This window comes from Aeromonas sp. 604176 (assembly GCF_049170755.1).
Classification (GTDB): domain Bacteria; phylum Pseudomonadota; class Gammaproteobacteria; order Enterobacterales; family Aeromonadaceae; genus Aeromonas; species Aeromonas veronii_A.
Genome location: NZ_JAAKNE010000010.1, coordinates 31,913 through 56,969 on the forward strand (window position 1 = coordinate 31,913; position 25,057 = coordinate 56,969).

Sequence of the window (25,057 nt, forward strand, 5' to 3'; positions counted from 1 at the left end):
GCTCACCCCTTCCGGTTATCTTCCAACTCCTAGTCCCCAACTCAGGGGCGTGACAGCGCAAATCCCAGCTCGCCCAGCGCCTGGTCGGCAAACGCCCCCTCAACCTGCAGGGAGGATAGTTCACGGCGCTCTGGATAGTGTTTGCGCTGCTCGTCAAAGCTGCCGGGCAAGCCGAGTCGGGCCCGGAAACGGGCATCATCGCGGCGCACATCATAGACCAGATGCACCAGCTGCTTGATCAGCGCCTGATCCGGTGCGCGGCCCGGCACCAGCGCCTGCACATCGGGGGCAGGCAACAGCTGACTCAAATCCTGACGAGGCTGGCGTCCCAACTGCTGGCAGAGCGCCTGATAGAGCATCCAGGTACCGCGGGCCTTCCCCTCCAGGCTGTAACCAGCGATATGGGGGGTGGCAATCTCGGTATGGGGCACTAGCGCAGACAGTGGCTCGGGCTCGTTCTCCCACACATCCATCACCAGTCGCAATGGCTTATCGCTCAACTGGCGCGCCAGCAGGGCCCGGTTATCCCACACCTCGCCACGGGATGCGTTGATCAGGATCTGTCCGGCAGGGCGCGCGGCAATCTGTTCGGCATCGAGCAGATGGTAGGTGGCATCCACTCCTTCGCGTGTGATGGGCACGTGGAAGCTGACAATATCGGCGCCAAGGGCGGCCTGATAATCGACAAAGCCCGCATCGGGGGTATTACGCGCCCTGGGCGGATCGCAGCGCAGCACCCGCATGCCGAGCGCTTTGGCCTTGCCAGCCACACACTCGCCAGTATTGCCCGCGCCAATCACCGCCAGCGTCATGGCCGAGAGGTCAAGTTCGTAGCGCTCCGCCAGCACCAGCAGGGCTGAGAGTACATAGTCCCCCACCGAATACTTGTTGCAACCGGGGGCGCTGAAGAAGGGAATATTGCGGCTTGCCAGCAACGCCTTGTCCACATGGTCGGTGCCTATGGTGGCGCTGCCGACAAACCCGAGTTTGGGGCTGGTCGCCAGCAAATCGCCGTTGACGCGGGTGACCGAACGCACCAGCAGCACATCGGCATCGAGCAGATCGCGGGCCTGCATCTGCCGTCCGGGCAAGGGGATCACCTCGCCAAATTCGGCAAACAGCTCCACGGCATGGGGCATATTCTCATCAACGACTATCTTCATCGGGCTCTCTTTGGTCACAACCGCCACGGGGGCGCCATTCTAGCGCAAAGCCGCCCGAGATTTCAGCCTGTGATGCAATCCGGCGCGAAACGGGCCCACATTGCGCGGCAGCCGCTCCATCCGCCCGCTCAAACAGAGGATGTCGCCACAAATGTGTAAGCAGAGGTAACAAACGTGCTGCTCGGCTTTGTCCGGGCATATCACGGTGGCACAATGCCCCTCTTTTTCGCGATCGCCCATACCCACCATGCCGCCACACGCTCCATCGCACTCAGCGTCAACCGCTTCACTCACCCGCAGTCAGGTGCTTGGCTTCACTGCCCTGTTGATCCTGCCCCTGCTGATGCTCGCCACCCTGCCCTGGCAGCCTTTTCTGACCGGTTCACTGCAGTCAGGCTGGCTATGGTGGTTATACGCCCTTACCCGCATGGTCGATATTCCCTGGATCGGGGTCAGTGGCGCCCTCTTGCTGCTACTGACCCGCTACAAACTCAAACTGGAGCTGGCGCCCTTCATTGCGCTGGGATGCGCGCTGGCAGCCCTGCTCGCCAGCGACTGGGTGCTCAAGAGCCTGATCAAACACCTGACCGAAGAGCCCAGACCCTATCTGCTCTGGCTGGAGAGTCAGTCGCTGATCCCGGCCATCAAGCACTTCTACGCCAGTAGCATCGATGTGCGCAGTGAACAGGTTCATGCCGCCAGCCAGTTGCTGGCCCTGCCTGAGTGGCTCGGCCACCACTGGCAGGCCGAGGTGAACTACGCCTTCCCCTCCGGCCACAGCATCGCCGCCATCAGTCTGGCCCAGTTCTTCGGCCTGATCTGGCTGGCCCGCGCCCCGGCTGGCGTCTGGCTGCTACCACTGTGGGCCTTGGGGGTTGGCCTGTCGCGCATGGTACTCGGCATGCACTGGCCGGTGGATGTGCTGGCCAGTGCCCTGCTTGGCACTGTCACAGCGCTGATTGCCGCTCGCTGGTGGCTGCACAGATACTGAAGCCTGCGCCATCCTGCAGCGGCTTCCTGTAATGGGATGGGAGGACAAGCCTGTGCTTTTTTGCCATAATGCCGCCTCATTTTATCCCGACCGAGATCCCATGACCGACGCAGTTCATACCCTCAAGGGCCGTTTTCGTGGTTTTTACCCCGTCGTCATCGATGTTGAAACAGCCGGGTTCAACGCCAAGACCGATGCCCTGCTCGAAATCGCGGCTTACACCCTGAAAATGGATGAGCAGGGCTGGCTCGTTCCCGATCACATATTCCACTTTCATGTCGAGCCCTTCGAAGGGGCCAACCTGGAAAAGGCCGCGCTGGAGTTCACCGGCATCGACCCCTACAACCCGTTGCGTGGCGCTGTCTCGGAAAAAGAGGCGCTGACCGAGATCTTCAAGGGGATCCGCAAGGGGATGAAGGAGCAGGATTGCGGCCGCGCCATCATAGTGGCCCACAACGCCACCTTTGATCACGGCTTCGTGATGGCTGCCGCCGAGCGCGCTGGCCTCAAGCGCAATCCGTTCCACCCGTTTGCCACCTTCGACACCGCTGCTCTCTCCGGATTGGCGCTGGGGCAGACCGTGCTGGCCAAAGCGTGCCAGAGCGCCCGCATCCCGTTTGACAATAAAGAGGCGCACTCTGCCCTCTATGACACCGAACGCACCACAGAGCTGTTCTGTCATATCGTTAACCGCTGGAAGAGCATGGGGGGTTGGCCGCCTGCGCATCCGGATGATGACACAACCGATGCCCCTACCGATGATGAGGGACAAGAATAAACGGATGAAGGCTGCCACTGGCAGCCTTCGCTTTTTGGGGAAGTGATTGATTGCACAGCGCACCGGAAATCGCTATCAAGGTCACTATCCACCGCTGAGCGCGGGATGCACGGAGACAAACAGGTCACAAACCCTCAGGTTGAGCAACCTTGTGCCACATGCTGCTGCAATATGAGGGGTTTGACTGATTTTTTTCTCGACATTTGTCACATTTTTCGCAAACTAACTCCCCTTCACATGACAGACAGCAATAACAAACTATAAGGAAATCAAATGAATCCAGTTGTTATCGCAGTCGGGCTGATGCTAGTGCTCAGTCTGCTGCGGATCAATGTGGTGGTCTCGCTGGCGCTGGGTGCCATTGCGGGCGGTCTGGTGGGCGGGTTGTCGTTGACAGATACCCTCACCACCTTCAGCGGTGGCCTGGGCGGTGGCGCCGAGATTGCCCTCTCCTACGCCATGCTGGGCGCCTTTGCAGTTGCCATCTCCCGCTCCGGGATCACCGACCTGCTGGCCCGCAAGGTGATCAGCCAGTTGGGCAAGGATGCCAGCTCGACCCGCATCATGTGGGTCAAAACCCTGCTGCTCTCTTCCGTGCTGGCCGTGGCTATCTCGTCCCAGAACCTGATCCCGGTTCACATCGCTTTTATTCCCATCCTGATCCCGCCGCTGCTGCATGTGATGGCGCAGATGCAGATCGACCGTCGTCAGGTGGCCTGTGTCATCACCTTTGGCCTGACCGCCACCTATATGGTGCTGCCGGTCGGCTTTGGTGGCATCTTCCTGAATAACATTCTGGCCAAGAACCTGATCGATAACGGCGTGCCCATCACCACCAGCCAGATCCCGCTGGCGATGGCCATTCCGGTTGCCGGTATGGTACTGGGCCTGCTGATTGCGGTATTCATCAGCTATCGCAAACCGCGCCAGTACGATCTGGCCAAGATCCTGGATGCCGAGCCCGAAGCGGTCGAGCTCAACCTCACCCACATCTGGGTGGCCCTGCTGGCCATTGGCGTAGCGCTGGGGCTGCAACTGATGACCAACAGCATCGTACTGGGTGCGCTAGCCGGTTTTGTCATCTTCACCTGCGGCGGCGTCATCAAGTTTCGCGAAAGCCAGGATGCCTTCACCCAGGGGGTGCGGATGATGTCGCTGATCGGCTTCATCATGATCTCCGCCGCCGGTTTTGCCGCTGTGATGAAGGCGACCCACGGGGTCGACTCTCTGGTTCAGGTGGTCGCCTCCGGCATCGGTCAGCACAAGGGGATCGCCGCCTTCCTGATGCTGCTGGTTGGCCTGCTCATCACCATGGGGATCGGCTCCTCCTTCTCCACCGTGCCCATCATCGCTACCATCTATGTGCCGCTCTGTCTGCAGCTCGGCTTCTCACCGATGGCGATCATCGCCCTGGTCGGTACCGCTGGCGCGCTGGGAGATGCGGGTTCACCTGCATCTGATTCAACTCTGGGCCCCACCTCCGGCCTCAACGCCGATGGCCAGCATGACCATATCTGGGACAGCGTGGTGCCCACCTTTATTCACTACAACATCCCGCTGGTGATCTTCGGCTGGATTGCCGCCATGGTGCTCTGATAGCCACTCTGGCATCGAACCATGCTCTGCAAAATACGAAACAAGAAGGCGACCTTATGGTCGCCTTCTTTATAAGCACGTTCACCTAATCACCAGGACATGGTCCCGAGAGGAGAAGCTCTTTATTGGGCGACATGGATTCCCGGATCTGGATGATTGCGCACTGCTTGTTTCGCTCCTTGCTCTTATGGGATCAGTCTCTAGCCACAGATGCCATAACAGCACTCAGCCCCCCCAGCGTTGTGCGCCACACCCGTTGCCACATACCACGCCGATTAATTGCTCAGCGATTGGATATCATTTTGAAAAACTGATACTTAACTAGCTACACTAGCGATTATCACCATACAGGGACGTGTAAAAAATGAGCTTGATTGGCTTGGTGCTGGCGTTGATCGCCATCCTTGGCGGCAACATGATCGAGGGGGGGCACCCCAGTGCACTGCTCGATCTGCCCGCATTCCTCATTGTGATCGGTGGCACCATAGGTGCTGCGCTGACCCAGTTCCCTTTCTCCGTCGTCGGCAGCACCATGAAGCGTTTCAAATGGCTGCTCTCCCCCCTCAAGCTCGATATGCATGAACAGGCCCAGTTGCTGGAGACCCTGGCAGGCAACGCCCGCCGCAGCGGCATGCTGGCGCTGGAAGGGATGATCGACGAGATCAAGGATCCTTTCCTGAAGAAAGGGGTGCAGATGATGGTTGATGGTTACGAAAAGACCAAAATCCACGAGGTGCTGGAGAACGAGATCGAATTTGAACAGGAAGATCTCGAACAGACGGTCAAATTCTATGAAGCCATGGGCGGCTACTGCCCGACCATGGGGATCGTCGGCGCGGTATTTGGCCTGATCCACGCCATGGGTCTGCTGGATGCCCCCGACAAGCTGGGTGGCGCCATTGCGGTGGCTTTTATCGCCACCATCTACGGGGTATCCGCCGCCAACCTGATCTTCTTGCCGTTCGGCAACCGCTACAAGGGGTTTGCCCACCAGATCCGCCACTACAAGGAGATGACTCTGACCGGCATTCTCTGCATCGTGGATGGCGAGTCCCAAGCACGCCTGCAAGTGACCCTCGAACCTTATCTGGGAGGCCATGGTGGCGAAAAAGAAAAAGGCTGAAGCGCCGGAGAACCACGAACGCTGGCTGGTCTCCTATGCCGACTTCATGACATTGCTGTTCGCCCTGTTTGTGGTGCTCTACTCCTTTGCCATGGCCAAGCAGTCCGAAACCCGGGTGCTTATCCAGGGCTTTATCGAGTCGCTGGGTAAAATCGGCCTCATCTCCCCGCCTGCCGGCTCACCCTTGATGCAGGGGGGCACAGGGATTCTTGAACCGGAATCGAAGACCACGCCAAGCAGCCCGAAAGAAGAGACTGTGCTGGAGAAAGATGCCCCCATGGCGGCATCGGATCCCTTCAACGAGACCATAGGTGCCTCGGAAAAGCCGAGCGCCACCGAATCCTGGCCCCATAAGACCCAGGAGCAGGAGTGGGTGCAGGTGACCAAGCAGAAGCTTGAGCAACAGCTCAAGGCCCAGATTGAATCGAAAGATCTCGAGGTCGAGCAACTCGGCAGTCAATTGGTGATCCGCATCGGCGAGAAGGCGCTGTTCCCCTCCGATTCGGCGTTCCTGCAACCCCAGTTCATCCCGCTGGTCCATAAGATCGCCGGCATTCTGGCCAATATCCCGGGGCAGGTAGTGGTCACCGGTCATACCGACAACTCCCAAGCGCCGGTGGAGCTCTATCGCAACAACTGGGAGCTCTCGGTGCTGCGGGCCTCTTCCATCGTGCAAACCATGCTGGCTAACCCCCAGCTGGATGCCAGACGAGTCATCGCTCAGGGTGTTGCCGACACCCAACCCCGCTTTGCCAATGACACCCCCGAACATCGCCAGGCGAATCGCCGGGTCGATATAACCCTCTCTCAAGGCAAGGCAGCAGAAGAGTCGCTGCAACTGCTCAAGCCCTGATCCCCCTGCTCCCGCCTCGCGCGGGAGCCTCTTTTAAAAACAAATAACTCAATAATATCAACACCATAAGATCTTAATGATAATGATTTCTATTTATTGTCAAGTGGTCAGGCCTCTGCAATAATGCCGCCTTCAGGCTTAAATAAAAACAATTATCATTATGAACAAACTGCTTCAGGCATGGCCGGCACTCCTTTGTGCCTCCGCAGGCGCGGCCGATCTTCCCCCTGTGGAGAAGGCTCGCAGCGACGACACCATCATTGTCACCGGGCAACGGGTACCACAGAAACTCTCCGATGTTTCCGGCTCCATCACCGTCATCACCCAGGAAGAGCTGGACCGTCAGGTCGCCAGCGAGCTGACCCATGTGTTTCGCAAGATCCCCGGTGTCTCGGTCACCGGCTCTGCCGGGCGACCGCAAAACATCAGCGTGCGCGGCATCGGTGGCAACCGCATCCTGCTGATCAAGGATGGGGTACGCGTCAGCGACGGCTTTGGCGCCGACAACATCAATGACAAGGTGGGTCGCTTCAACTTCGATCTCGACGACATCAAGCAGATTGAGGTGGCCAAGGGGGCCGGTTCCTCCCTGCATGGCTCCGATGCCATCGGCGGCACCGTGGTGATGAATACCAAGCAGCCGGAAGATTATCTGCAACAACAAGATAGCTATCTGGCGGCCAAAACCCTCTACGGTGGCGATAGCAACAAGAAGAAGCTCAGCATGACCGGCGCGGTGCGGGCACTGGAGAGCGAACATCTGTTGCGCCTCTCCGGCTGGCGTGGCAACGAAACCGCCAACTTTGAGGAGAACCGCATTCCGGCTGATTTGGATGGCATGAGTGCCTCCACCAGCAGCCGCCTCCCCCTCAATGCCCATCACGCTCTGCGGCTGGAGCTGGACTACTACGAGGATCACGCCAAACGCCAGATGGGGCCCAAAGCGGTGCCCCAACCCGATGGCAGCTGGGACGTGGTCGGTTTTCAGGAAGATGGCGATCAGCGCACCCAGGGCGGCAAGTTCAGCTGGGAAGCCAGCGATCTGGGCATGGTCGATACCCTCAACTGGAGCCTGTTTGGCAACCAGTCACGCAACGAAGCCAACCAGCGCCAGCTGCTGCGCAACGATGCCCTGAGCGGCTATCCCAGATATCGCAGCCAGCGCACCCTCTCCACGTTCGAGGAGCTGCGCCTTGGCAGTGAGCTGGAGCTGCAGAGCACGCTGAGCACCGGCTCGCTGGATCACACCTTCAGCTACGGTGTGGAAGTGGAGCAGGCCAACCACGAGCGGCCGGTCAGCAATCTGACCCTGGAAGATGGCATCACCACCCAGGGACAGAAAGTCCCCTTCAGCAAAGCCGAAACCCGCCGCGATGGCATCTGGCTGAGCGATGTGATCGATCTGGGCAACTGGCAGTTTACCCCGACCCTGCGCTTTGACCGCCAGCGCCTGCGCGCACCGGACAGTAATCTGGCCGAGAACCACAGCGACCACATCTCCCCCAGTGTGGCGGCCAGTTACCGCTTCAACGAGACATGGCGCAGTTGGCTCAGCTATGCCAACGGCTTCCGCGCCCCCGCTTACGATCAGGTTTACGGCAACATTCCTCACTACTTTGCCATGCCGCCGTTCGAGATCATTGCCAACCCCAACCTCAAGGAGGAGACCAGCCACAGTCTGGAGTGGGGAGTGAATGGCCAAAGCGACAACTGGAGCGTCAAACCGGCCGTTTTCTACAACCGCTACTACAACTTCATCGACTGGCGCCAGACCGGTTTTCGCCTCGATGACGGTGTCTTCCTGCGCCAATATCGCAACGTTGCCAAAGCAGAAACCTGGGGCGCCGAGCTGGCCGCCAGCCTCTGGCTGAGCGACGAGTGGGAGCTTTCGACCAATCTGGCCTGGATGGATGGCAAGGATCACCGCGGTGAGCCGCTGCGCACCCAGACACCGCTGGAAGGCAACACCACCCTGCGCTGGCAACAGCTCGACTGGGGGGTTGAGCTCAGTGGCAACTATGCCGCCGCCATGACCAAGGTGCCCCAGTGCGCCAATGCGCAGACTGGCTACAACGGTGCCTGCCAGAGCAGCGCAGGCTGGTTCAGCCTGGACCTCACCGGCGACTGGCAGATCACCGAGGCGCTCAAGGTCAATGCCACCATCGGCAACCTGCTCGATACCCGCTACGTCCGCTATCAGGATGTGGCCGGACTCCCGGCTGGCAGCGACACCTCCCTCTACAGCCAGAGCGGCCGCTACCTGTCAGCCAGCCTCAGCTACCGTTTCGTGGGGATGTGATGAAGCATCATGCAATCATGGCGGCCCTGTTGGCCGCCCCGTTGGCGTGGGCGCAAGAGGCCCTGCCCCCGCCGATCCCGTCCCAATCGCACCTGATTTCAGGCAATCCCGTACGCCAGGATCCCTACTTCTGGTTGCGGGACGAGAGCCGTAGCAACCCGGCCATTCTCGCCCTGCTCAAGCAGCAAAATCGCTGGAGCGAGCAGCAGCTCGCCGCGCAGCAGCCGCTGGAAGCAACCTTGCGCGCCGAGTTTACCCGCCATCCGGCGGGGGAATCTGTGCCAGACAACTGGCTTGTGCGCGGCGATCAGGCATGGCAGCTGCGCCCGGATGGCTCACTTTGGCAACGCCACGGGGGCAAGGTGCAGCAGCGGCTTCCCGCCAGAGCGGGTGAGAGCTATTACGAAGCGGGCGGCTGGGCCCTGAGCCCGGATAACCGCACACTGGCCATCGCCGAAGACAGGCGCGGCGCTCTCGACTATCAGGTCACCCTGCTCGATCTCCAAAGCGGCAAGGCGCTGGCCAGTTTGGCGCAGCGCAGCGCTGATCTCGCCTGGTCACAAGATGGTCGCACCCTCTACAGCATCGCCAACGAGCGCTACACCCTGCGCCCCTGGCAGCTGCGCGGCTGGCAGGATGGCCAGGAGCAGACTCTCTATGAGGAGCAGGATCCCGCCTGGCTGCTCAGCCTCTATCGCACCACGGATGGCCAGCATCTGGTGTTGCAGGGCAACAACCACGACAGCTCGGAGCAGTACCTGCTCGACTCGGGCAAGCCGCAGCAGGTCAAACCCCGCCAGCGCGGGGTGGAATACTATCTGGACAGCCAGTCTGGCTGGGTGATCAAGAGCAACCGAGAGGGGACGTTTGCCCTCTACTCAGCCAGCACGCCGCTCGGTGAGTGGCAGCGCCTGTGGCCCGCCAAAGAGGAGGATCTCGGCGATCCCGAGAAGTGGCGACTGTTTGATCGCCATCTGGTGGTGCAGTTTCGCCAGCAGGGGGAGGATTGGCTCGCCCTGCTCGATCGCAACGGCCATGAACGCCAGCGCCTGCCGCTGGCCAGTGGCGCCGGTACCGGCTGGCTGCAAGGAGAACATGACCCGGCCAGCGACCGCATTCTGGTGCGCAGTCAGGGCTTGAGTCAGCCCCCCGGCCAGCGCTGGCTGGATTTGACCAGCGGCCACTGGATCAACGACCAGCACACCGCAGGCAATAAAGCATTGCCCTATCAGAGCGAGCGGCGCTGGATCACCTCTGCCGATGGCACCCGGGTACCTGTCTCGCTGGTGTGGCGCAAGGATCTGGCCCCTCGCGCCGTGCTGCTCTACGGCTATGGCGCCTATGGCACGCCGATGCGCCCCTACTACCAGAAAGAGCTGTTAAGCCTGCTGGATCGGGGCTTTGTCTACGCCATCGCCCATGTGCGCGGCGGCGGCATGCTGGGGGAGCAGTGGACCCGCGACGGACGGGGCATCCACAAGCAGAACGGCATCAGCGACTTTATCGCTGCCGGCAACGCCCTGCGCCACTGGTCGCCCGACTCAGCCTCTCTGCCCCTGTTTGCCATGGGGGGCAGCGCGGGGGGCACGCTGGTTGCTGCGGCCCTCAACCAGCAACCGACACTCTTTAGCGGCGCCGTGTTGCAGGTTCCCTTCGTCGATATGCTCGGCACCATGAGCGATCCTGCCCTCCCCTTGACCCGCCAGGAGTACCAAGAGTGGGGCAACCCGGCCAAGCCCGCAGAGTATCAGGCGATGCGCCGCATCAGCCCCTACGACAACCTGCACCGCGCCCCCTACCCGCCCCTGCTGGTCACTACCGCCCTGCACGACAGCCAGGTGCCCTACTGGGAGCCGGTCAAGTGGCTGGCCCGCCTGCGGGAGCACAGCACGGGCTCCGGCCCCTACCTGCTGCTGACCGAACTGGAGGGAGGCCACCGCGCCGGTGGTGGCGATCGGGCTCGTGAATTTGCCTTCTTGTTGCATCTGGCGGGGATCAATCAATGACCCTGCCGCTGATTGGGAGTACCACTATGAAACCCCTGTTGCCCGCCCTCTTGCTGGGGCTGGCTGGCTTTTCCACTCAGGCCGCCGAACTGCGTTTTGTCGAACAGGACGCCCCGGCCGATCCCCGCCTCTGGCTCGAACAGCAGCTCGGCGTCACCCTGAGTGATGCCCCGGCCTATCAGCGCCAAGGCAAGCTGGGCCACTATCAGCATTATCGTCAGCAGCTCAATGGCGCACCGATCGCCGGCCTGATGGCCGCCGTCAGTCTCGATGAGCAGGGTCGCCCGTGGCGCGTTTATCACAATACCCGGTTGATGCAGGCACAGGCGGCTCCATGTGATGAAGCAAGCCGCACCGGGGTGGATGCCTATACCGCCACGCTGGATAGTACGGTGTGGCAATTCGCTGGCAGTGACGAAGCCCAGCCCTGGTACTGGCAGGATGGCGACACCCTGACTGCGGCCTGGCGTCTGCTGGCGGTGGAAAGCCAGCCGGGCAACAGCAAGAGCAGCCACTGGCAACTGTTTGTCACCTGCGATGGCAACGCCCTGCTGGGGCGCACGCTGCAAGAGGCCAACACCCGTGCCGAAGCGGTCCCGCTGGCAGGGGAAGCGGCTACGGTGCAGGCCCGCATCTTTGCCCTCGACCCACGCACCCAGTTGCAAGATGGCAACCTGCTGTGGCGCCACGATCTGGTGCTGGACAACGGGGCCTATCGCACCGTGCCGCTCAGGGTACAAAAGGTGGATGACACCTACCAGCTAAATGGCCCACGCGCCCGGGTCGTGGATGGCACGGCGCCGGAAACTGCCCCCTTTAGCAGCCCTGATGCCGATGGCTTCCAGCTGGATCACCAGCAACCCGCCTTCCTCGATATCAATGGCTACTACCATCTGGATCTGGCCCAGCGCCATGTGGAATCCCTTGGCTACCCGACGCTGATGGGCGGCCCCCTGGCCATCGATACCGATGCCGGGGAGCAGGACAACTCTCTCTATGACCCCTTCCTGCGCCGGTTGGAAATTGGCCGGATAGGGGTACCCGATGCGGAAGATCCCATGGTGATCTGGCACGAGTTTGGCCATGCGGTGCAGCACCATATCCTGCCCGACATGGGAGAAGAGGGTGACTGGGGCGCCATCGGCGAGGGCTTTAGCGACTATCTGGCCGCCAGCTGGCGCCAGCGTAGTCCAGAGGCTCGCCAGTTCGAGCCTTTCATGGTCTTCAACTGGGATGCCAGGATCAGCGGCCGAACGCCCCGTCAGCTCGATGATCTGCGGGCGCGCTATCATCCGGGCTTCCTCTATCCGGCTCACCTCACTATCAACGGCAGCAACGGCGACCAACTGTGGGGCACCCCGCTCTTCACCGCGCTGCGCCAGGCCGTTGAACAATATGGCGAGGTAGCCCGTGACGAGTTCGATACCCTGCTGATTGAATCTCACTTCGGCCTCGGCCCGCAGGTGCGGATGCCCCAGCTGGCGCGCGTCACCGTGGATACCGCCAACCGCCTCTATCCGGACCGCAGCTATGGCAAGCTGCTGGAGCAGGCCTTCCGCCACCACGCCCTGCTGCCCACGCCCATCGCGGCCCGCCTTGCCGATGACAGCTACCTGTTGCCCGGGGAGAAAAAGAGCCTCGCCATCGAATTGACCAACCAGAGCGGCCGCCCCCTGACCGTGGCTGACGCCAGCCTGCTCCCGAGCAAGGGGCTCATGGGTGACGGTCACTGGCAGGGAGAGCTCAACGCCGATGGCACCGCCCGCTGGACCCTGCCGCTGGAAGCAGCGAGCAACCTGACCTGTGGCGAGGCAGTCACCTTGCCGCTGCAGTTCCAGCTCACCCTGCCCAGCCCCACCGAGCGCCAAACCCGCCTTGACCTGCAACTGCCGATCGGTGAACCGCTCTGGCAACGGGCCATCGGCCAGGGTGGCCAGATCAAGGATGCGGTGAGCGATGAACGGCACGGCCTGTCCCGCTTCACTCTCACCCTGCCCGAGAGCAAGGCCCGCATCGACAGCGGATTCGTGGTCGCCCTCGATCTGGAGCACAGCAAACTGGAGCAGCTGGAGATCTGGCTCACCTCCCCTTACGGCACCCGGATTAGCCTGTGGAACAAGGGTTACGCCAGCCATACCCGGCTCAAGGGGGAGTTTCCCCGTGAACTGGTACCGTTCGAATCGCTGGACAAGCTGCACGGCGAACCGCTCGCTGGCCGCTGGCTGCTGGAGATCAACGACACCAGCGCCGGTGACACCGGTCAGTTGCGCAACTGGCGGGTCGCCCAGCAAGTCGGCGCCCGCTGCGACAAGGATGAAGCCCTGCCCAACACCGGCATCATTCCCCTTGAGCAGGATGAAGGGGGTGGCGGCACGGCTTCCCCCCTGCTGCTGTTGCTGGCCCTCTGGCCCCGCCTCTGGCGCCGGAGCACCCCGCGCCGTTGAATCCTGCACCACGGGGGTTACCGCCCCCGTGAACCTGTGACCGAATCAAGGAATGTGAAGTGAAACCATCCGTACTGGTTATTGCAACCCTCTCAGCCCTGCTCAGCGCCTGTGGCGGCGGGGAAGATAACGCACCACTGGCGATCCCAGACTACCGGGTCGATGTCGCCCTGCCAACCGCCGGTACCCTGTGCGCCGATCTGGATCAGAACTGGCAATGTGATCCTGCCGACCCTGCCGTCAGCGGCGAAGGAGCTGTGGCCCTGGTCAGCCGTTCGGCCAACATCGTCAACTCGCCCCTGCTTTTCGTACCGAGGAGCGGAGGCCTGCTACTGGCACATCCGGCCGCCAAAGGGGATCCACAACGGCTGCAACCAACCCTGCTCAGCACCCTGTGGCAGAGCCGCATTGCCGAAGGGGTGGCCGCCGATCGCGCACTGACGCAGCTGCTGGCCGATCTCGCGCCGCTGCAACCGGGCGGCGACCGCGTGGCCCTCGCGGGCCTCGGCCAGTTTGATCAGGCGCTGCAGCAGGTGGCGATCAGCTTGCAGCAACAGGCCCGCGCACGACTTGCCACCGCCAAGGAGACTCAGTTGCTCACCACCAGCTATCGCGCCATCAGCCTGATGCTGGCGCAATTGGCTCAGGAGTGGCAGCGCAACGGCCTGTTTGCTGAAGAGACCCAAAGTGAGCTGCTTACCCTGCTGGTGCAGCAGCAGCCACGCAACCTGCTGACCGTCACCGGCGTCACCACCTTCAGCGATGGCAACGACCCGCTGCTGGAACAGGAACCCGATGACTATCCGGGACAAGATGCCAGCTGGAATCGCACTCGTCCCCAGCTTGCCTATCGCAAACTCGATGATCGCGGTCAGGCGCTCCCTGACAACGCGCCGAGCTGGCAGTGCGTCAAGGATCTCAATACCGGTCTGGTGTGGGAGGTCAAATCGGACGATCCCTTGAGTCCGGCCTGGAAAAGCAGACCCTTTGCCTATGAGGATGAGCAGTTCAAGGCGACCGCAGGCGAACAGCAAGCGGCCTACCAGCATATTCATAAGAGGATCGAACAGCTCACCGCCGAAGGAGATCTGGCGGCCCTCGCCCGGGCACAGGCGCTGACCACCATGCTGACCACCCGCGCGTATCAACAGTGGCTCAATGGCGAGCAGCGCTGCGGCATCAGCCAGTGGCGGCTGCCCACCATGGGTGAGCTGATGTCACTGATGCACTACGGCAGCCTGGCCAAGGACCCGCTGGGTCAACGCATCATCGTGGATACCCGTTACTTCCCGGATATCGCCCCCTCGGAAGATGACACCTACCATGGCTACTACTGGAGCGCCACCAGCAACACCGCCCAGCGCTTCTCCGGTGGCCCCATCAGCAAACGCACAGTCCTGCTCCTGGGAGAAGATGCGGGCACCACCTATCCCGCGCTGGTGCAGCAAGATACCTATATCGAGCTGATGCAGGTACGACTGGTCGCCACTCCCCAATAATCCGAGGAATATCATGAGCCTTTATCGCTTTTCGTTCGCCATGCTGGCACTGCTGGCCCCCCTGGCCCACGGTGCTGCCATTTGTGATGACACCATGGATCGCACCGCCCCCTCTGCCCGTTTTCTTGACCATGGCAACGGCACCGTCACGGATCAACACACCGGCCTCACCTGGATGCGCTGCAAACTGGGGCAGACATGGAGTGGCAGCAGTTGCCTGGGTGAACCGACCGTTTACTACTGGCAGCAGGGGCTGCAAGTGGCGGAGCGGATCCGCAGTGACAGCAGCCATGCTCTCTATCACTTCGGCGGTATCAGCCAGTGGCGCCTGCCCGACATCAAGGAGCTGGCAACCCTAGTCGAGCATGCCTGCTACAAGCCCTCTCTCAATGAAGCCATTTTCCCGCGCGCCATGGCGGGGGGCGGTAAAGAGGTCAATGAGGGTTATGTCTATCTGATGAGCAGCACGGTAACCTCCGCCAATGGTCAGCGGGCGTATCTGGATATCACCTCGGGAGATATCGGTCTTCGCGCCATTGGCGCCTACCCGGATCAGGTCTTGCTGGTCGCCAATAAACCCTGACCGCCCCACGCTCGAAACCGGAACGCGATGACAGGAGAGGCTTGAAAGCCTCTCTTTTTATTGCTCTTGCCGCCCCCCCTACCTCACCCGCCATCACGCTCTTCTCCCGCCTGTGCCCCCTGCCCGCGATACCGACCTGATCCTGCTCCGCACGCGACATACCCCTTTCAGGTGATGACGAGGAGCAGCTCTCTGCGCTTTCCAGGCCTTTCTCGCCCGCCATAACCAACAAAAAAGTGCGCTTCTTAACAAAATTTAATTACCGGTTAACCGATTAATAATTAACCCGTAAAAATGACATGTAAATCAGTGCGAAAGTGTCATAATGCGTAACATTATTGTTAAGTCGCTTGATTAATTTGGTTAGGAAAAACCTCTATGTTTGCTGATATTTCTGCTCAACATTGGGCTTTTGCCATTTATGTCATCGGTGCCATCACCATCTGTCTGGTGATGATAGGCCTCGCTGCCCTGCTGGGAGGTCGTGCCTACGGCCGCACCAAGAACAAGCCATTTGAATCTGGTGTCGACTCGGTCGGCAGTGCCCGCCTGCGTTTTTCCGCCAAGTTCTATCTGGTCGCCATGTTCTTCGTCATCTTCGACGTCGAGGCGCTCTACCTCTTTGCCTGGTCTGTTTCCGTGCGGGAGAGCGGCTGGGTCGGCTTTATTGAAGCCACCATTTTCATCGGACTGCTGCTTATCGGCCTGATCTACCTCTGGCGCATCGGCGCACTGGACTGGTCACCGCGCAAACCGCAGTTGAACAACAAAAACAGTGATTGAACCACAGACCCTTTCCTTGAGGTTGCACCATGAAGTACACCCTGACCCGGATTGACCCGGATGCACCCGTTGAGCGCTACCCCCAGGAGCAGCGCCAGACCGTCGATGACCCACTGGCGCAAGAAGCGACGCGCGGCATCATGATGGGCCGCCTCGAGGAGGTGCTGCAAGACACAGTCAACTGGGGCCGCAAAAACTCCCTCTGGCCTTACAACTTCGGCATCTCCTGCTGCTATGTGGAGATGTGTACCGCCTTCACCTCCCCCCACGATGTGGCCCGCTTCGGCGCCGAAGTTATCCGCGCCTCGCCCCGTCAGGCCGACTTCATGGTGATTGCAGGGACCCCCTTCATCAAGATGGCACCGGTCATCCAGCGCCTGTATGAACAGCTGCTCGAACCCAAGTGGGTGATATCCATGGGGGCCTGTGCCAACTCCGGCGGCATGTATGACATCTATTCCGTGGTGCAGGGGGTGGACAAGTTCCTGCCGGTCGACGTCTACATTCCGGGTTGCCCGCCCCGTCCAGAAGCCTTTTTGCAAGCCCTGATGCTGCTGCAGGACTCCATCGGCAAAGAGCGCCGCCCCCTCTCCTGGGTAGTGGGCGATCAGGGGATCTACCGTCCCCAGATGCAGGCCGAAAAAGAGCGCAAGCGCGGCGAACGGATCAATGTGACCAACCTGCGCACGCCGGATGAGATCTGACCATGAAACTGACTCGTGATTTTCCCAGCAATTACGCCATGGCCCAGTGGCAGCCCAGCGACCACAAGGATGCCAAAGTCATTGGCGAACTGTTTGCCCACTTCGGGGCCGAGCACTTCACCGTGCAGACCACGCGCACCGGCGTGCCGGTGGTCTGGCTCCCCCGCGAACTGCTTCAGGATGTGATGGGCTTTTTGCGCAAGGTGCCCTCCCCGTTTGTGATGCTGTTTGATCTCAGCGCCACCGATGAGCGGCTGCGCAGCCATCGCGACGGTCTGCCCCAGAGCGATTTCACCGTCTTCTATCACCTCATCTCCATCGACCGTAACGCCGATGTGATGTTGAAAGTGGCGCTGGCCGAGAGTGACCTGCATCTGCCCACCATCACCAACCACTTCCCCAATGCCAATTGGTACGAGCGGGAAGTGTGGGATCTGATGGGCATCACCTTCGATGGCCACCCCCATCTGACCCGCATCATGATGCCCAAGAGCTGGCAGGGTCACCCGCTGCGCAAGGATTACCCGGCGCGCGCTACCGAATTCGATCCCTTCATGCTCGATGCCGCCAAACAGGACATGGAGCAGGAGAACCTGCTGTTCAAACCGGAAGAGTGGGGGCTGGCACGCGGCAACGAGAACGAGGACTACATGTTCCTCAACCTCGGCCCCAACCACCCCTCTGCTCACGGCGCCTTCCGGTTGGTGTTGCAGCTCGATGGCGAGGAGATCCGCAACTGCGTGCCCGACATCGGCTACCACCATCGTGGTGCCGAGAAGATGGGCGAGCGCCAGTCCTGGCACAGCTACATCCCCTATACCGACCGGGTCGAGTATCTGGGCGGGGTGATGAACAACCTCCCTTATGTGCTGGCGGTCGAGAAGCTGGCCGGCATCAAGGTGCCCCAGCGGGTCGACATGATCCGGGTGATGATGGCGGAGCTGTTCCGTATCCAGAGCCACCTGTTGTTCCTCGGTACCTATATTCAGGACGTGGGGGCCATGACCCCGGTCTTCTTCACCTTCACCGATCGGCAGAAGATCTACACCATCATCGAAGCGATCACCGGTGCCCGCATGCATCCGGCCTGGTTCCGTATCGGTGGTGTGGCCCACGACTTGCCGAAGGGATGGCAGCGGCTGGTGCAGGACAACCTGTTGAGCTGGTTGCCCAAGCGCTTGATAGATTACGAAAAAGCGGCGATGCGCAACAGCATTCTGCGCGGTCGAACCATAGGCGTCTCGGCCTACACCACCGAGCAGGCGTTGTCCTGGGGCACCACGGGGGCCGGATTGCGCGCCACCGGCCTCAACTTCGACGTGCGCAAGTGGCGTCCCTATTCGGGCTATGACCAGTTCGACTTTGAAGTGCCGGTCGGCAGCAATGGCGATGCCTACGACAGAGCCACCGTGCGGATCGAGGAGATCCGCCAGAGCATGTCGATCATCGAGCAGTGCATGAAGAACATGCCGGAGGGCCCCTTCAAGGCGGATCACCCCCTCACCACCCCGCCGCCCAAAGAGCGCACGCTGCAGCACATCGAGACCCTGATCAACCACTTCCTGCAAGTGTCTTGGGGCCCGGTGATGCCCGCTGCCGAGTCGTTCCAGATGATCGAGGCGACCAAGGGGGTCAACAGTTACTACCTGACCAGTGACGGCTCGACCATGAGCTACCGGACCCGGATCCGCACCCCGAGCTTTGCTCACCTGCAGCAGATCCCCTCGGTGATCAAGGGCAGCATGGTGTCGGACCTCATCGTCTATCTGGGCAGTATCGATTTTGTTATGTCGGATGTGGACCGTTAAGTGATCCGCCCTCCCGGCCATGGCCGGGAATCGGGATCGCCGGACGAGCAGTAAAAGGACAAGCCACCAAAGGTCAAGTCATGAGCCAGCAATGTCAGTGTCACAATAATCAGACCCCACAGGGGCAAGGGGCATGCAGCAGCAAACAGGACGACTTCGTTCTGAGCCAGGCTGAACGCGATGCCATCGAACACGAGAAACACCACTACGAAGATCCCCGCGCCGCCAGCATCGAAGCGCTCAAGATCGTGCAGCAGGCCAGAGGCTGGGTACCCGACGGCGCCATTCACGCCATCGCGGCCGAGCTCGGCATTCCCGCCAGCGACGTGGAGGGGGTCGCCACCTTCTATAGCCAGATCTTCCGCCAGCCAGTAGGGCGTCACATCATCCGCGTCTGCGACAGCATGGTCTGCTACATCAATGGCCATGAAGATCTGCTGGCCGGTCTCAAGGAGGTGATGAACCTCGGCCCCGGTCAAACCACCCCGGATGGCCGCTTCACCCTGCTGCCGGTCTGCTGCCTTGGCAACTGCGACAAGGGGCCAGCCATCATGATCGATGACGATACCTATGGCGGCCTCGATCCGGTGACCTTGCTGAAAACCCTGGAGGCTTACCCATGAGCCTGCCGCAGAACAAAATTCTCGCCTCTCTTGGCACCGCCAACCGCACGGCACGCACCGCCGAGACCCACCCGCTCACCTGGCGGCTGCGGGACGACGGCCAGCCGGTGTGGCTGGAGGAGTATCAGGCCAAACAGGGCTATGAAGCCGCCCGCAAGGCGCTCGGCCAGATGAGCCCGGACGAGATCGTCAGTACCGTCAAGGATGCCGGTCTCAAGGGGCGTGGCGGCGCGGGCTTCCCCACGGGTGTGAAGTGGGGGCTGATGCCCAAAGACGAGAGCATGAACATCCGTTACCTGCTCTGCAACGCCGACGAGATGGAGCCCAACACCTGGAAAGATCGCCTGCTGATGGAGCAACTGCCCCATCTGCTGATCGAGGGGATGATCATCAGTGCCCGGGCGCTCAAGGCCTATCGCGGCTATATCTTCCTGCGCGGCGAGTATGTGGATGCTGCCATCCATCTGCGCCGTGCGGTGGAAGAGGCCAAGGCCGCCGGTCTACTGGGCAAGAACATTCTGGGATCCGGTTTTGACTTCGAGCTGTTCGTCCACACCGGCGCCGGCCGCTACATCTGTGGTGAAGAGACGGCGTTGATCAATTCGCTGGAAGGGCGCCGTGCCAACCCGCGTGCCAAACCCCCCTTCCCCGCCGTCTCCGGCGCCTGGGGCAAACCCACCTGCGTCAACAACGTCGAAACCCTCTGCAACGTCCCCGCCATTATCGGCAACGGAGTCGCCTGGTATCACGGGCTGGCGCTGCCGGGCTCGGAAGATCACGGCACCAAGCTGATGGGCTTCTCCGGCAAGGTGAACACCCCCGGGGTCTGGGAGCTGCCCTTTGGCATCACCGCCCGCGAGCTGTTTGAAAATTACGCCGGCGGGATGAAGAGCGGCTATCGCCTGAAAGCGTGGCAACCGGGCGGCGCGGGAACCGGCTTCCTGCTGCCGGAGCACCTCGATGCCCAGATGTATACCGCCGGTATCGGCAAGGTCGGCACCCGGATGGGGACTGGCCTCGCCATGGCGGTGGATGACTCCATCAGCATGGTGAGTCTGCTGCGCAACATGGAGGAGTTCTTCGCCCGCGAGTCGTGTGGCTGGTGCACGCCCTGTCGCGATGGCCTGCCCTGGAGCGTCAAGCTGCTGCGGGCACTGGAACGTGGCGAAGGGCAATCCGGCGATCTGGCGACTCTGGAACAACTCTGCGGTTTCCTTGGCCCGGGCAAGACCTTCTGCGCCCACGCACCGGGCGCCGTCGAGCCGCTGGCCAGCGCCATCAAATATTTCCGCTCCGAATTCGAGGCCGGGATCAAAGGCAGCGGTGATAACCGCAAGCCGGTCAAAGGGATCCAGCCCAATCTGCTGGGCGAGCGCTGGTAACGACACCACAGATTTCACAAAACAGGTTTCAGGGAAGTTGTATGGCAACCATTTATGTAGACGGCAAAGAGTACGAGGTAGACGGAGCAGATAACCTGCTGCAAGCCTGTCTGTCGCTGGGTCTGGACGTCCCCTATTTCTGCTGGCATCCGGCGCTGGGTAGCGTTGGCGCCTGCCGCCAGTGTGCGGTCAAACAGTATCAGAATGCCGATGACAAACGCGGCCGTCTGGTCATGTCCTGCATGACCCCGGCCACCGATGGCAGCTACATCGCCATCGAGGATGAAGAGGCTAAAGAATTTCGCAAGAGCGTGGTGGAGTGGTTGATGACCAACCACCCTCACGACTGCCCGGTGTGTGAAGAGGGCGGCGCCTGCCACCTGCAGGACATGACGGTAATGACCGGCCACAACAGCCGTCGCTACCGCTTTACCAAGCGCACCCACCAGAATCAGGAGCTGGGCCCCTTCATCGGTCACGAGATGAACCGCTGCATCGCCTGCTACCGCTGCGTCCGCTACTACAAGGATTATGCCGGTGGCGAGGATCTTGGCGTCTACGGTGCACACGACAACGTCTATTTCGGACGGGTCGAGGATGGCACTCTGGAGAGCGAATTTTCCGGCAACCTGGTGGAGGTCTGCCCCACCGGCGTCTTCACCGACAAGACCCACTCCGAGCGCTACAACCGCAAGTGGGACATGCAATTTGCCCCCAGCATCTGCCAGCAATGCTCCGTGGGTTGCAACATCAGCCCGGGTGAGCGTTATGGCGAGCTGCGCCGCATCGAAAACCGCTTCCACGGCAGCGTCAACCACTACTTCCTTTGTGACCGTGGCCGCTTTGGCTATGGCTACGTCAATCTGGCCGACCGCCCGCGCCAACCGCTGCTCAAAGATGGCAACGACCAGCTGACCATCACGGTCGATGGCGCCCTCAACCGAGCCGCCGATGCCCTACGCAGCGCTAGCAGCCTCATCGGCATCGGCTCGCCGCGCGCCTCGCTGGAGAGCAACTTTGCCCTGCGCGAGCTGGTGGGTGCAGACAACTTCTACGCTGGCGTCGAGCAGGCCGAGTGGGCCTGTCAGCTGAAGATGCTGCAGATCCTGCAACAGGGCGGCGTGCCGACTCCAAGCCTGCGAGACATGGAAGAGGCTGACGCCATTCTGCTGCTCGGCGAAGATGTCACCATGAGCGCCGCCCGTATCGCGTTGGCGCTGCGCCAAGCCGTCAAGGGCAAGGCTCGCGAGCTGGCCCGCAAGATGAAGGTGGATCTGTGGCAAGTCGCCGCCGTTCAGACCCTGGGTCAGAACGAGCGCTACCCGCTGCTCATCACCAGCCTCGACACCACCCGTCTGGACGATGTGGCGGCCGACAAGCTGCACGCCCCCTATGCCGATCAGGCGCGCATTGGCTTTGCCATCGCCAACCTGCTCGACCCGAGTGCACCGGCCGTGGCCGACCTCTGCCCCGAGCTGCAGGCACAAGCGACTCGCTGGGCCGAGCTGCTCGGCAACGCCAGGAAGCCGCTCATCATTGCAGGCTCCAGTGCCCGCGATGTGGCGCTGCTTGAGGCGGCCAGCAACATTGCCCGCGTCCTGAAAGGCCGAGGACTGGAAGCCAACATCGCGCTGGTTGGCCAGGAGGCCAACTCGCTGGGGCTGGCCATGCTGGGCGCTCAAACCTTGTCAGACAAGCCGCTCGAAGCCGCCCTTGCGCGTATCGAGGCCGAAGAGGGGTTGGCGCTGGTCACCCTGGAGAACGATCTCTACCGCCGCGCGCCGCGCAACCGGGTGGATGCTGCGCTGGCACGGCTGCAGCACCTGCTGGTCATCGACCATCAGGCGACCCCGACCGCCAACAAGGCTGATCTGGTGCTGCCAGCGGCCAGTTTTGCCGAAGCCGATGGCACGCTGGTGAACATGGAAGGGCGCGCCCAGCGCTTCTTCCAGGTCTATGCACCCGCCTTTTACAACGCCGATATTCAGGTGCGTGAAGGGTGGCGCTGGCTGGCGGCGCTGCAAGGGGCGATCGAACGCAAGCCGCTGCGCTGGCAGAACTTCGACCAGGTCAACCATGACTGTGCCACCAGCAATCCGCTGCTGGCTACCATGCTGGAAGCGGCGCCCAACGCAGGCTTGCGGATCCGTGGCATGCGACTGGCCCGTGAGCCGCATCGTTACAGCGGTCGCACCTCCATGCTGGCGGATCAGAACGTCAGCGAGCCGCGGGTAGCGCAAGATCCCGACTCCCCCTTCAACTTCTCCATGGAAGGGTATGCAGGAGCCCGTCAGCCGCTGCCGCAAGTACCGTTCGCCTGGGCGCCGGGCTGGAACTCTCCCTCCGCCTGGAACAAGTTCCAGGATGAAGTGGGTGGCAAACTGCGTGCTGGCGATCCGGGTCGCCGTCTGCTGGAAGCAAGCGAAGATACCCTTGGCTGGTTTACTACCATCCCCTCCCCCTTCAAGGCAGAGGATGCGCTGCAAGTGGTCAATTATGCCCAGCTGTTTGGTGGTGAGGAGCTGTCGGCCCGCAGCCCGGTCATTCAGGCCCGGATGAACGAACCCGAGCTGGTGCTCAATCCCCTTGATGCGCAGCGTCTGGCCCTCCACGGGGGCAGTCAGGTCTCCTTCTCCTGGGGCGGTAGCCACTGGCAACTGCGTCTGCGGCTTAGCGATCAGCTGAGCGCCGGTCTGGTGGGACTCCCCCTTGGGGTGAACGGCCTGCCGACTGCCCTGCAACAAGCCTCAATCACTAACCTGCAGGAGGTGATCGCATGAGCGAGTCGCTGATCGATCTGTTGCTGGAGGTGGGCAAGGCACTGATCGTGCTGGTGGGGATCGTGGGGGCTGGCGCCTTCATGAGCTTCATCGAGCGCCGTCTGCTGGCCCTGTGGCAGGATCGCTACGGCCCCAACCGGGTGGGGCCGTTTGGTCTGCTCCAGCTGGCCGCCGACATGATCAAGATGTTCTTCAAGGAGGACTGGATCCCGCCGTTCGCTGATCGGCGGATCTTTATCCTGGCCCCCATCATCGCCTTCACTGCCTTTATTCTGGCGTTTGCGGTGGTGCCCATTACCCCCACCTGGGGCGTGGCTGATCTCAATGTGGGGCTGCTCTACATCCTGGCCATCGCGGGGCTGGCGGTCTATGCGGTACTGTTCGCCGGCTGGTCGAGCAACAACAAATACTCATTGCTCGGCAGCTTGCGCGCCTCGGCTCAGACCCTCTCCTACGAGGTGTTTCTCGGGCTATCCCTGATGGGGATTGTGATCCAGACCGGCAGTTTCAACCTGCGGGATATCGTCGAGGCACAGGCAGACTTGTGGAACGTGGTGCCCCAGATCCTGGGCTTTGTCACCTTCCTGTTTGCCGGTGTCGCCGTCACCCACCGTCACCCGTTCGATCAGCCAGAAGCCGAGCAGGAGCTCGCCGACGGCTATCACATCGAGTATGCGGGGATGAAGTGGGGTCTCTTCTTCGTGGGAGAATATATCGGCATCGTGCTGATCTCCTCGCTCATCGTGACCCTCTTCTTCGGTGGCTGGCACGGCCCCTGGCTGCCCCCCTTCATCTGGTTTGCCCTGAAGACCGCCTGTTTCATGGTGTTCTTCATCCTGCTGCGGGCCTCCCTGCCTCGCCCGCGCTTTGACCAGGTGATGTCGTTTGGCTGGAAAGTCTGCTTGCCGCTGACCCTGATCAATATGCTGGTCACCGCGGCAGTTGTACTGATAAGTACGCAGTGAGGCACTCAATATGAAAATTGTTAGCATTATTCAGGGTGTCGGCACCCAGTTACGCAGTCTGGCCATGGTCTTCTCCCATGCCTGGCGGCCCCGTGAAACCCTCAACTATCCGGAGCAGGCAGTCTATGCGGCCCCCCGCTACCGCGGTCGCATCGTGCTGACCCGTGACCCCGACGGGGACGAGCGCTGCGTGGCCTGCAACCTCTGCGCAGTTGCCTGCCCGGTCGGCTGCATCTCGCTGCAAAAATCCGAGCGGGAAGATGGTCGCTGGTATCCGGAGTTCTTTCGCATCAACTTCTCTCGCTGCATCTTCTGCGGCCTGTGTGAAGAGGCTTGCCCCACCACCGCCATCCAGCTGACACCGGATTTCGAGATGGGTGAGTATCGCCGCCAAGATCTGGTGTACGAGAAGGAGGATCTGCTGATCAGCGGGCCCGGCAAATACCCGGACTACAACTTCTATCGCATGAGCGGGATGGCCATCGACGGCAAGCCGAAAGGGGATGCCGAAAACGAAGCCAAGCCCATCGATGTCAAGAGCCTGCTGCCCTGAGGAGTCAATCATGGAACTGGCATTTTATGCCTCGGCCCTGGTGGCCATTTACAGCACGCTGCGGGTGATCAGCACCAGCAATCCCATGCATGCGCTGCTCAATCTCATCATCTCCCTCATCGCC

The 25,057-nt window shown here is 61.3% G+C and carries 19 protein-coding genes and 1 pseudogene; 19 read left to right on the forward strand and 1 reads right to left on the reverse strand.

The features are described 5' to 3' along the window. Positions 1-41: 41 nt before the first annotated feature. The gene (locus tag G5358_RS03200) at positions 42-1,163 is read right to left on the reverse strand and encodes a 4-phosphoerythronate dehydrogenase (RefSeq protein WP_421323603.1); all 1,122 of its coding nucleotides are present in this window, start codon (positions 1,161-1,163) and stop codon (positions 42-44) included. A 247-nt stretch (positions 1,164-1,410) separates the two neighbouring features. Between G5358_RS03200 and G5358_RS03205 the strand changes: the two genes are divergently transcribed. The 19 genes and pseudogenes from G5358_RS03205 to G5358_RS03295 form a co-directional block, all read left to right on the forward strand. After that, the gene (locus G5358_RS03205; RefSeq protein WP_421323604.1) at positions 1,411-2,154 is read left to right on the forward strand and encodes a phosphatase PAP2 family protein; all 744 of its coding nucleotides are present in this window, start codon (positions 1,411-1,413) and stop codon (positions 2,152-2,154) included. Between the two features lie 100 nt (positions 2,155-2,254). Next, complete coding sequence (gene rnt, locus G5358_RS03210) at positions 2,255-2,932, forward strand: ribonuclease T (RefSeq protein WP_216953912.1); 678 nt, start codon at positions 2,255-2,257, stop codon at positions 2,930-2,932. Between the two features lie 273 nt (positions 2,933-3,205). Further along, entirely contained in the window at positions 3,206-4,528 is a 1,323-nt protein-coding gene (locus tag G5358_RS03215) for a Na+/H+ antiporter family protein (RefSeq protein ID WP_005344933.1), read from the forward strand. Between the two features lie 364 nt (positions 4,529-4,892). After that, complete coding sequence (locus G5358_RS03220; protein WP_040067282.1) at positions 4,893-5,651, forward strand: flagellar motor protein; 759 nt, start codon at positions 4,893-4,895, stop codon at positions 5,649-5,651. Next, a complete protein-coding gene (locus G5358_RS03225) occupies positions 5,626-6,504 on the forward strand; it encodes a flagellar motor protein MotB (protein WP_421204749.1) in 879 nt (292 codons plus the stop codon). The genes G5358_RS03220 and G5358_RS03225 overlap by 26 nt, the downstream gene beginning before the upstream one ends. 160 nt (positions 6,505-6,664) lie before the next feature. Next, a complete protein-coding gene (locus G5358_RS03230; RefSeq protein ID WP_421323605.1) occupies positions 6,665-8,803 on the forward strand; it encodes a TonB-dependent hemoglobin/transferrin/lactoferrin family receptor in 2,139 nt (712 codons plus the stop codon). Then, positions 8,803-10,809 (forward strand): prolyl oligopeptidase family serine peptidase, encoded by a 2,007-nt coding sequence (locus tag G5358_RS03235; protein ID WP_421323606.1) that lies wholly within the window; start codon positions 8,803-8,805, stop codon positions 10,807-10,809. The genes G5358_RS03230 and G5358_RS03235 overlap by 1 nt, the downstream gene beginning before the upstream one ends. Beyond that, a complete protein-coding gene (locus G5358_RS03240; RefSeq protein WP_421323607.1) occupies positions 10,806-13,253 on the forward strand; it encodes a proprotein convertase P-domain-containing protein in 2,448 nt (815 codons plus the stop codon). The genes G5358_RS03235 and G5358_RS03240 overlap by 4 nt, the downstream gene beginning before the upstream one ends. A gap of 59 nt (positions 13,254-13,312) precedes the next feature. Beyond that, on the forward strand, positions 13,313-14,752 hold the full coding sequence (locus tag G5358_RS03245; protein WP_368158163.1) for a DUF1566 domain-containing protein: 1,440 nt from the start codon (positions 13,313-13,315) through the stop codon (positions 14,750-14,752). Between the two features lie 13 nt (positions 14,753-14,765). Next, complete coding sequence (locus tag G5358_RS03250) at positions 14,766-15,335, forward strand: DUF1566 domain-containing protein (protein WP_021231425.1); 570 nt, start codon at positions 14,766-14,768, stop codon at positions 15,333-15,335. 378 nt (positions 15,336-15,713) lie between these two features. Next, on the forward strand, positions 15,714-16,118 hold the full coding sequence (locus G5358_RS03255; RefSeq protein WP_005344919.1) for an NADH-quinone oxidoreductase subunit A: 405 nt from the start codon (positions 15,714-15,716) through the stop codon (positions 16,116-16,118). Between the two features lie 29 nt (positions 16,119-16,147). Beyond that, entirely contained in the window at positions 16,148-16,822 is a 675-nt protein-coding gene (locus G5358_RS03260) for a NuoB/complex I 20 kDa subunit family protein (protein ID WP_005344917.1), read from the forward strand. 2 nt (positions 16,823-16,824) lie between these two features. After that, entirely contained in the window at positions 16,825-18,630 is a 1,806-nt protein-coding gene (gene nuoC / locus G5358_RS03265) for an NADH-quinone oxidoreductase subunit C/D (RefSeq protein ID WP_103251695.1), read from the forward strand. An 80-nt stretch (positions 18,631-18,710) separates the two neighbouring features. Next, entirely contained in the window at positions 18,711-19,253 is a 543-nt protein-coding gene (gene nuoE, locus G5358_RS03270) for an NADH-quinone oxidoreductase subunit NuoE (protein WP_005337236.1), read from the forward strand. Further along, the gene (gene nuoF, locus G5358_RS03275; RefSeq protein ID WP_421323608.1) at positions 19,250-20,635 is read left to right on the forward strand and encodes an NADH-quinone oxidoreductase subunit NuoF; all 1,386 of its coding nucleotides are present in this window, start codon (positions 19,250-19,252) and stop codon (positions 20,633-20,635) included. Before nuoE ends, nuoF begins: the two co-directional genes overlap by 4 nt. Positions 20,636-20,676: 41 nt before the next feature. Beyond that, the gene (nuoG, locus tag G5358_RS03280; protein WP_421323609.1) at positions 20,677-23,415 is read left to right on the forward strand and encodes an NADH-quinone oxidoreductase subunit NuoG; all 2,739 of its coding nucleotides are present in this window, start codon (positions 20,677-20,679) and stop codon (positions 23,413-23,415) included. Further along, positions 23,412-24,380 (forward strand): NADH-quinone oxidoreductase subunit NuoH, encoded by a 969-nt coding sequence (gene nuoH / locus G5358_RS03285; RefSeq protein WP_005337244.1) that lies wholly within the window; start codon positions 23,412-23,414, stop codon positions 24,378-24,380. Before nuoG ends, nuoH begins: the two co-directional genes overlap by 4 nt. A gap of 10 nt (positions 24,381-24,390) precedes the next feature. Continuing rightward, positions 24,391-24,933, forward strand: a complete 543-nt coding sequence (nuoI, locus tag G5358_RS03290) for an NADH-quinone oxidoreductase subunit NuoI (RefSeq protein ID WP_005337245.1) — start codon at positions 24,391-24,393, stop codon at positions 24,931-24,933. A 10-nt stretch (positions 24,934-24,943) separates the two neighbouring features. After that, positions 24,944-25,057: pseudogene (locus G5358_RS03295) on the forward strand (NADH-quinone oxidoreductase subunit J); the annotation flags it as partial.

What these genes read in the sequence shown, in the direction of transcription:
- nuoG (WP_421323609.1), top strand. Translation starts at nt 20,677, where the DNA reads ATGGCAACCATTTATGTAGACGGCAAAGAGTACGAGGTAGACGGAGCA.
- G5358_RS03200 (WP_421323603.1), bottom strand. Translation starts at nt 1,163, where the DNA reads ATGAAGATAGTCGTTGATGAGAATATGCCCCATGCCGTGGAGCTGTTT.
- G5358_RS03235 (WP_421323606.1), top strand. Translation starts at nt 8,803, where the DNA reads ATGAAGCATCATGCAATCATGGCGGCCCTGTTGGCCGCCCCGTTGGCG.
- nuoH (WP_005337244.1), top strand. Translation starts at nt 23,412, where the DNA reads ATGAGCGAGTCGCTGATCGATCTGTTGCTGGAGGTGGGCAAGGCACTG.
- rnt (WP_216953912.1), top strand. Translation starts at nt 2,255, where the DNA reads ATGACCGACGCAGTTCATACCCTCAAGGGCCGTTTTCGTGGTTTTTAC.
- nuoF (WP_421323608.1), top strand. Translation starts at nt 19,250, where the DNA reads ATGAGCCTGCCGCAGAACAAAATTCTCGCCTCTCTTGGCACCGCCAAC.
- G5358_RS03255 (WP_005344919.1), top strand. Translation starts at nt 15,714, where the DNA reads ATGTTTGCTGATATTTCTGCTCAACATTGGGCTTTTGCCATTTATGTC.
- nuoE (WP_005337236.1), top strand. Translation starts at nt 18,711, where the DNA reads ATGAGCCAGCAATGTCAGTGTCACAATAATCAGACCCCACAGGGGCAA.
- nuoC (WP_103251695.1), top strand. Translation starts at nt 16,825, where the DNA reads ATGAAACTGACTCGTGATTTTCCCAGCAATTACGCCATGGCCCAGTGG.
- G5358_RS03230 (WP_421323605.1), top strand. Translation starts at nt 6,665, where the DNA reads ATGAACAAACTGCTTCAGGCATGGCCGGCACTCCTTTGTGCCTCCGCA.
- G5358_RS03250 (WP_021231425.1), top strand. Translation starts at nt 14,766, where the DNA reads ATGAGCCTTTATCGCTTTTCGTTCGCCATGCTGGCACTGCTGGCCCCC.
- G5358_RS03225 (WP_421204749.1), top strand. Translation starts at nt 5,626, where the DNA reads ATGGTGGCGAAAAAGAAAAAGGCTGAAGCGCCGGAGAACCACGAACGC.
- G5358_RS03215 (WP_005344933.1), top strand. Translation starts at nt 3,206, where the DNA reads ATGAATCCAGTTGTTATCGCAGTCGGGCTGATGCTAGTGCTCAGTCTG.
- G5358_RS03260 (WP_005344917.1), top strand. Translation starts at nt 16,148, where the DNA reads ATGAAGTACACCCTGACCCGGATTGACCCGGATGCACCCGTTGAGCGC.
- nuoI (WP_005337245.1), top strand. Translation starts at nt 24,391, where the DNA reads ATGAAAATTGTTAGCATTATTCAGGGTGTCGGCACCCAGTTACGCAGT.
- G5358_RS03240 (WP_421323607.1), top strand. Translation starts at nt 10,806, where the DNA reads ATGACCCTGCCGCTGATTGGGAGTACCACTATGAAACCCCTGTTGCCC.
- G5358_RS03205 (WP_421323604.1), top strand. Translation starts at nt 1,411, where the DNA reads ATGCCGCCACACGCTCCATCGCACTCAGCGTCAACCGCTTCACTCACC.
- G5358_RS03220 (WP_040067282.1), top strand. Translation starts at nt 4,893, where the DNA reads ATGAGCTTGATTGGCTTGGTGCTGGCGTTGATCGCCATCCTTGGCGGC.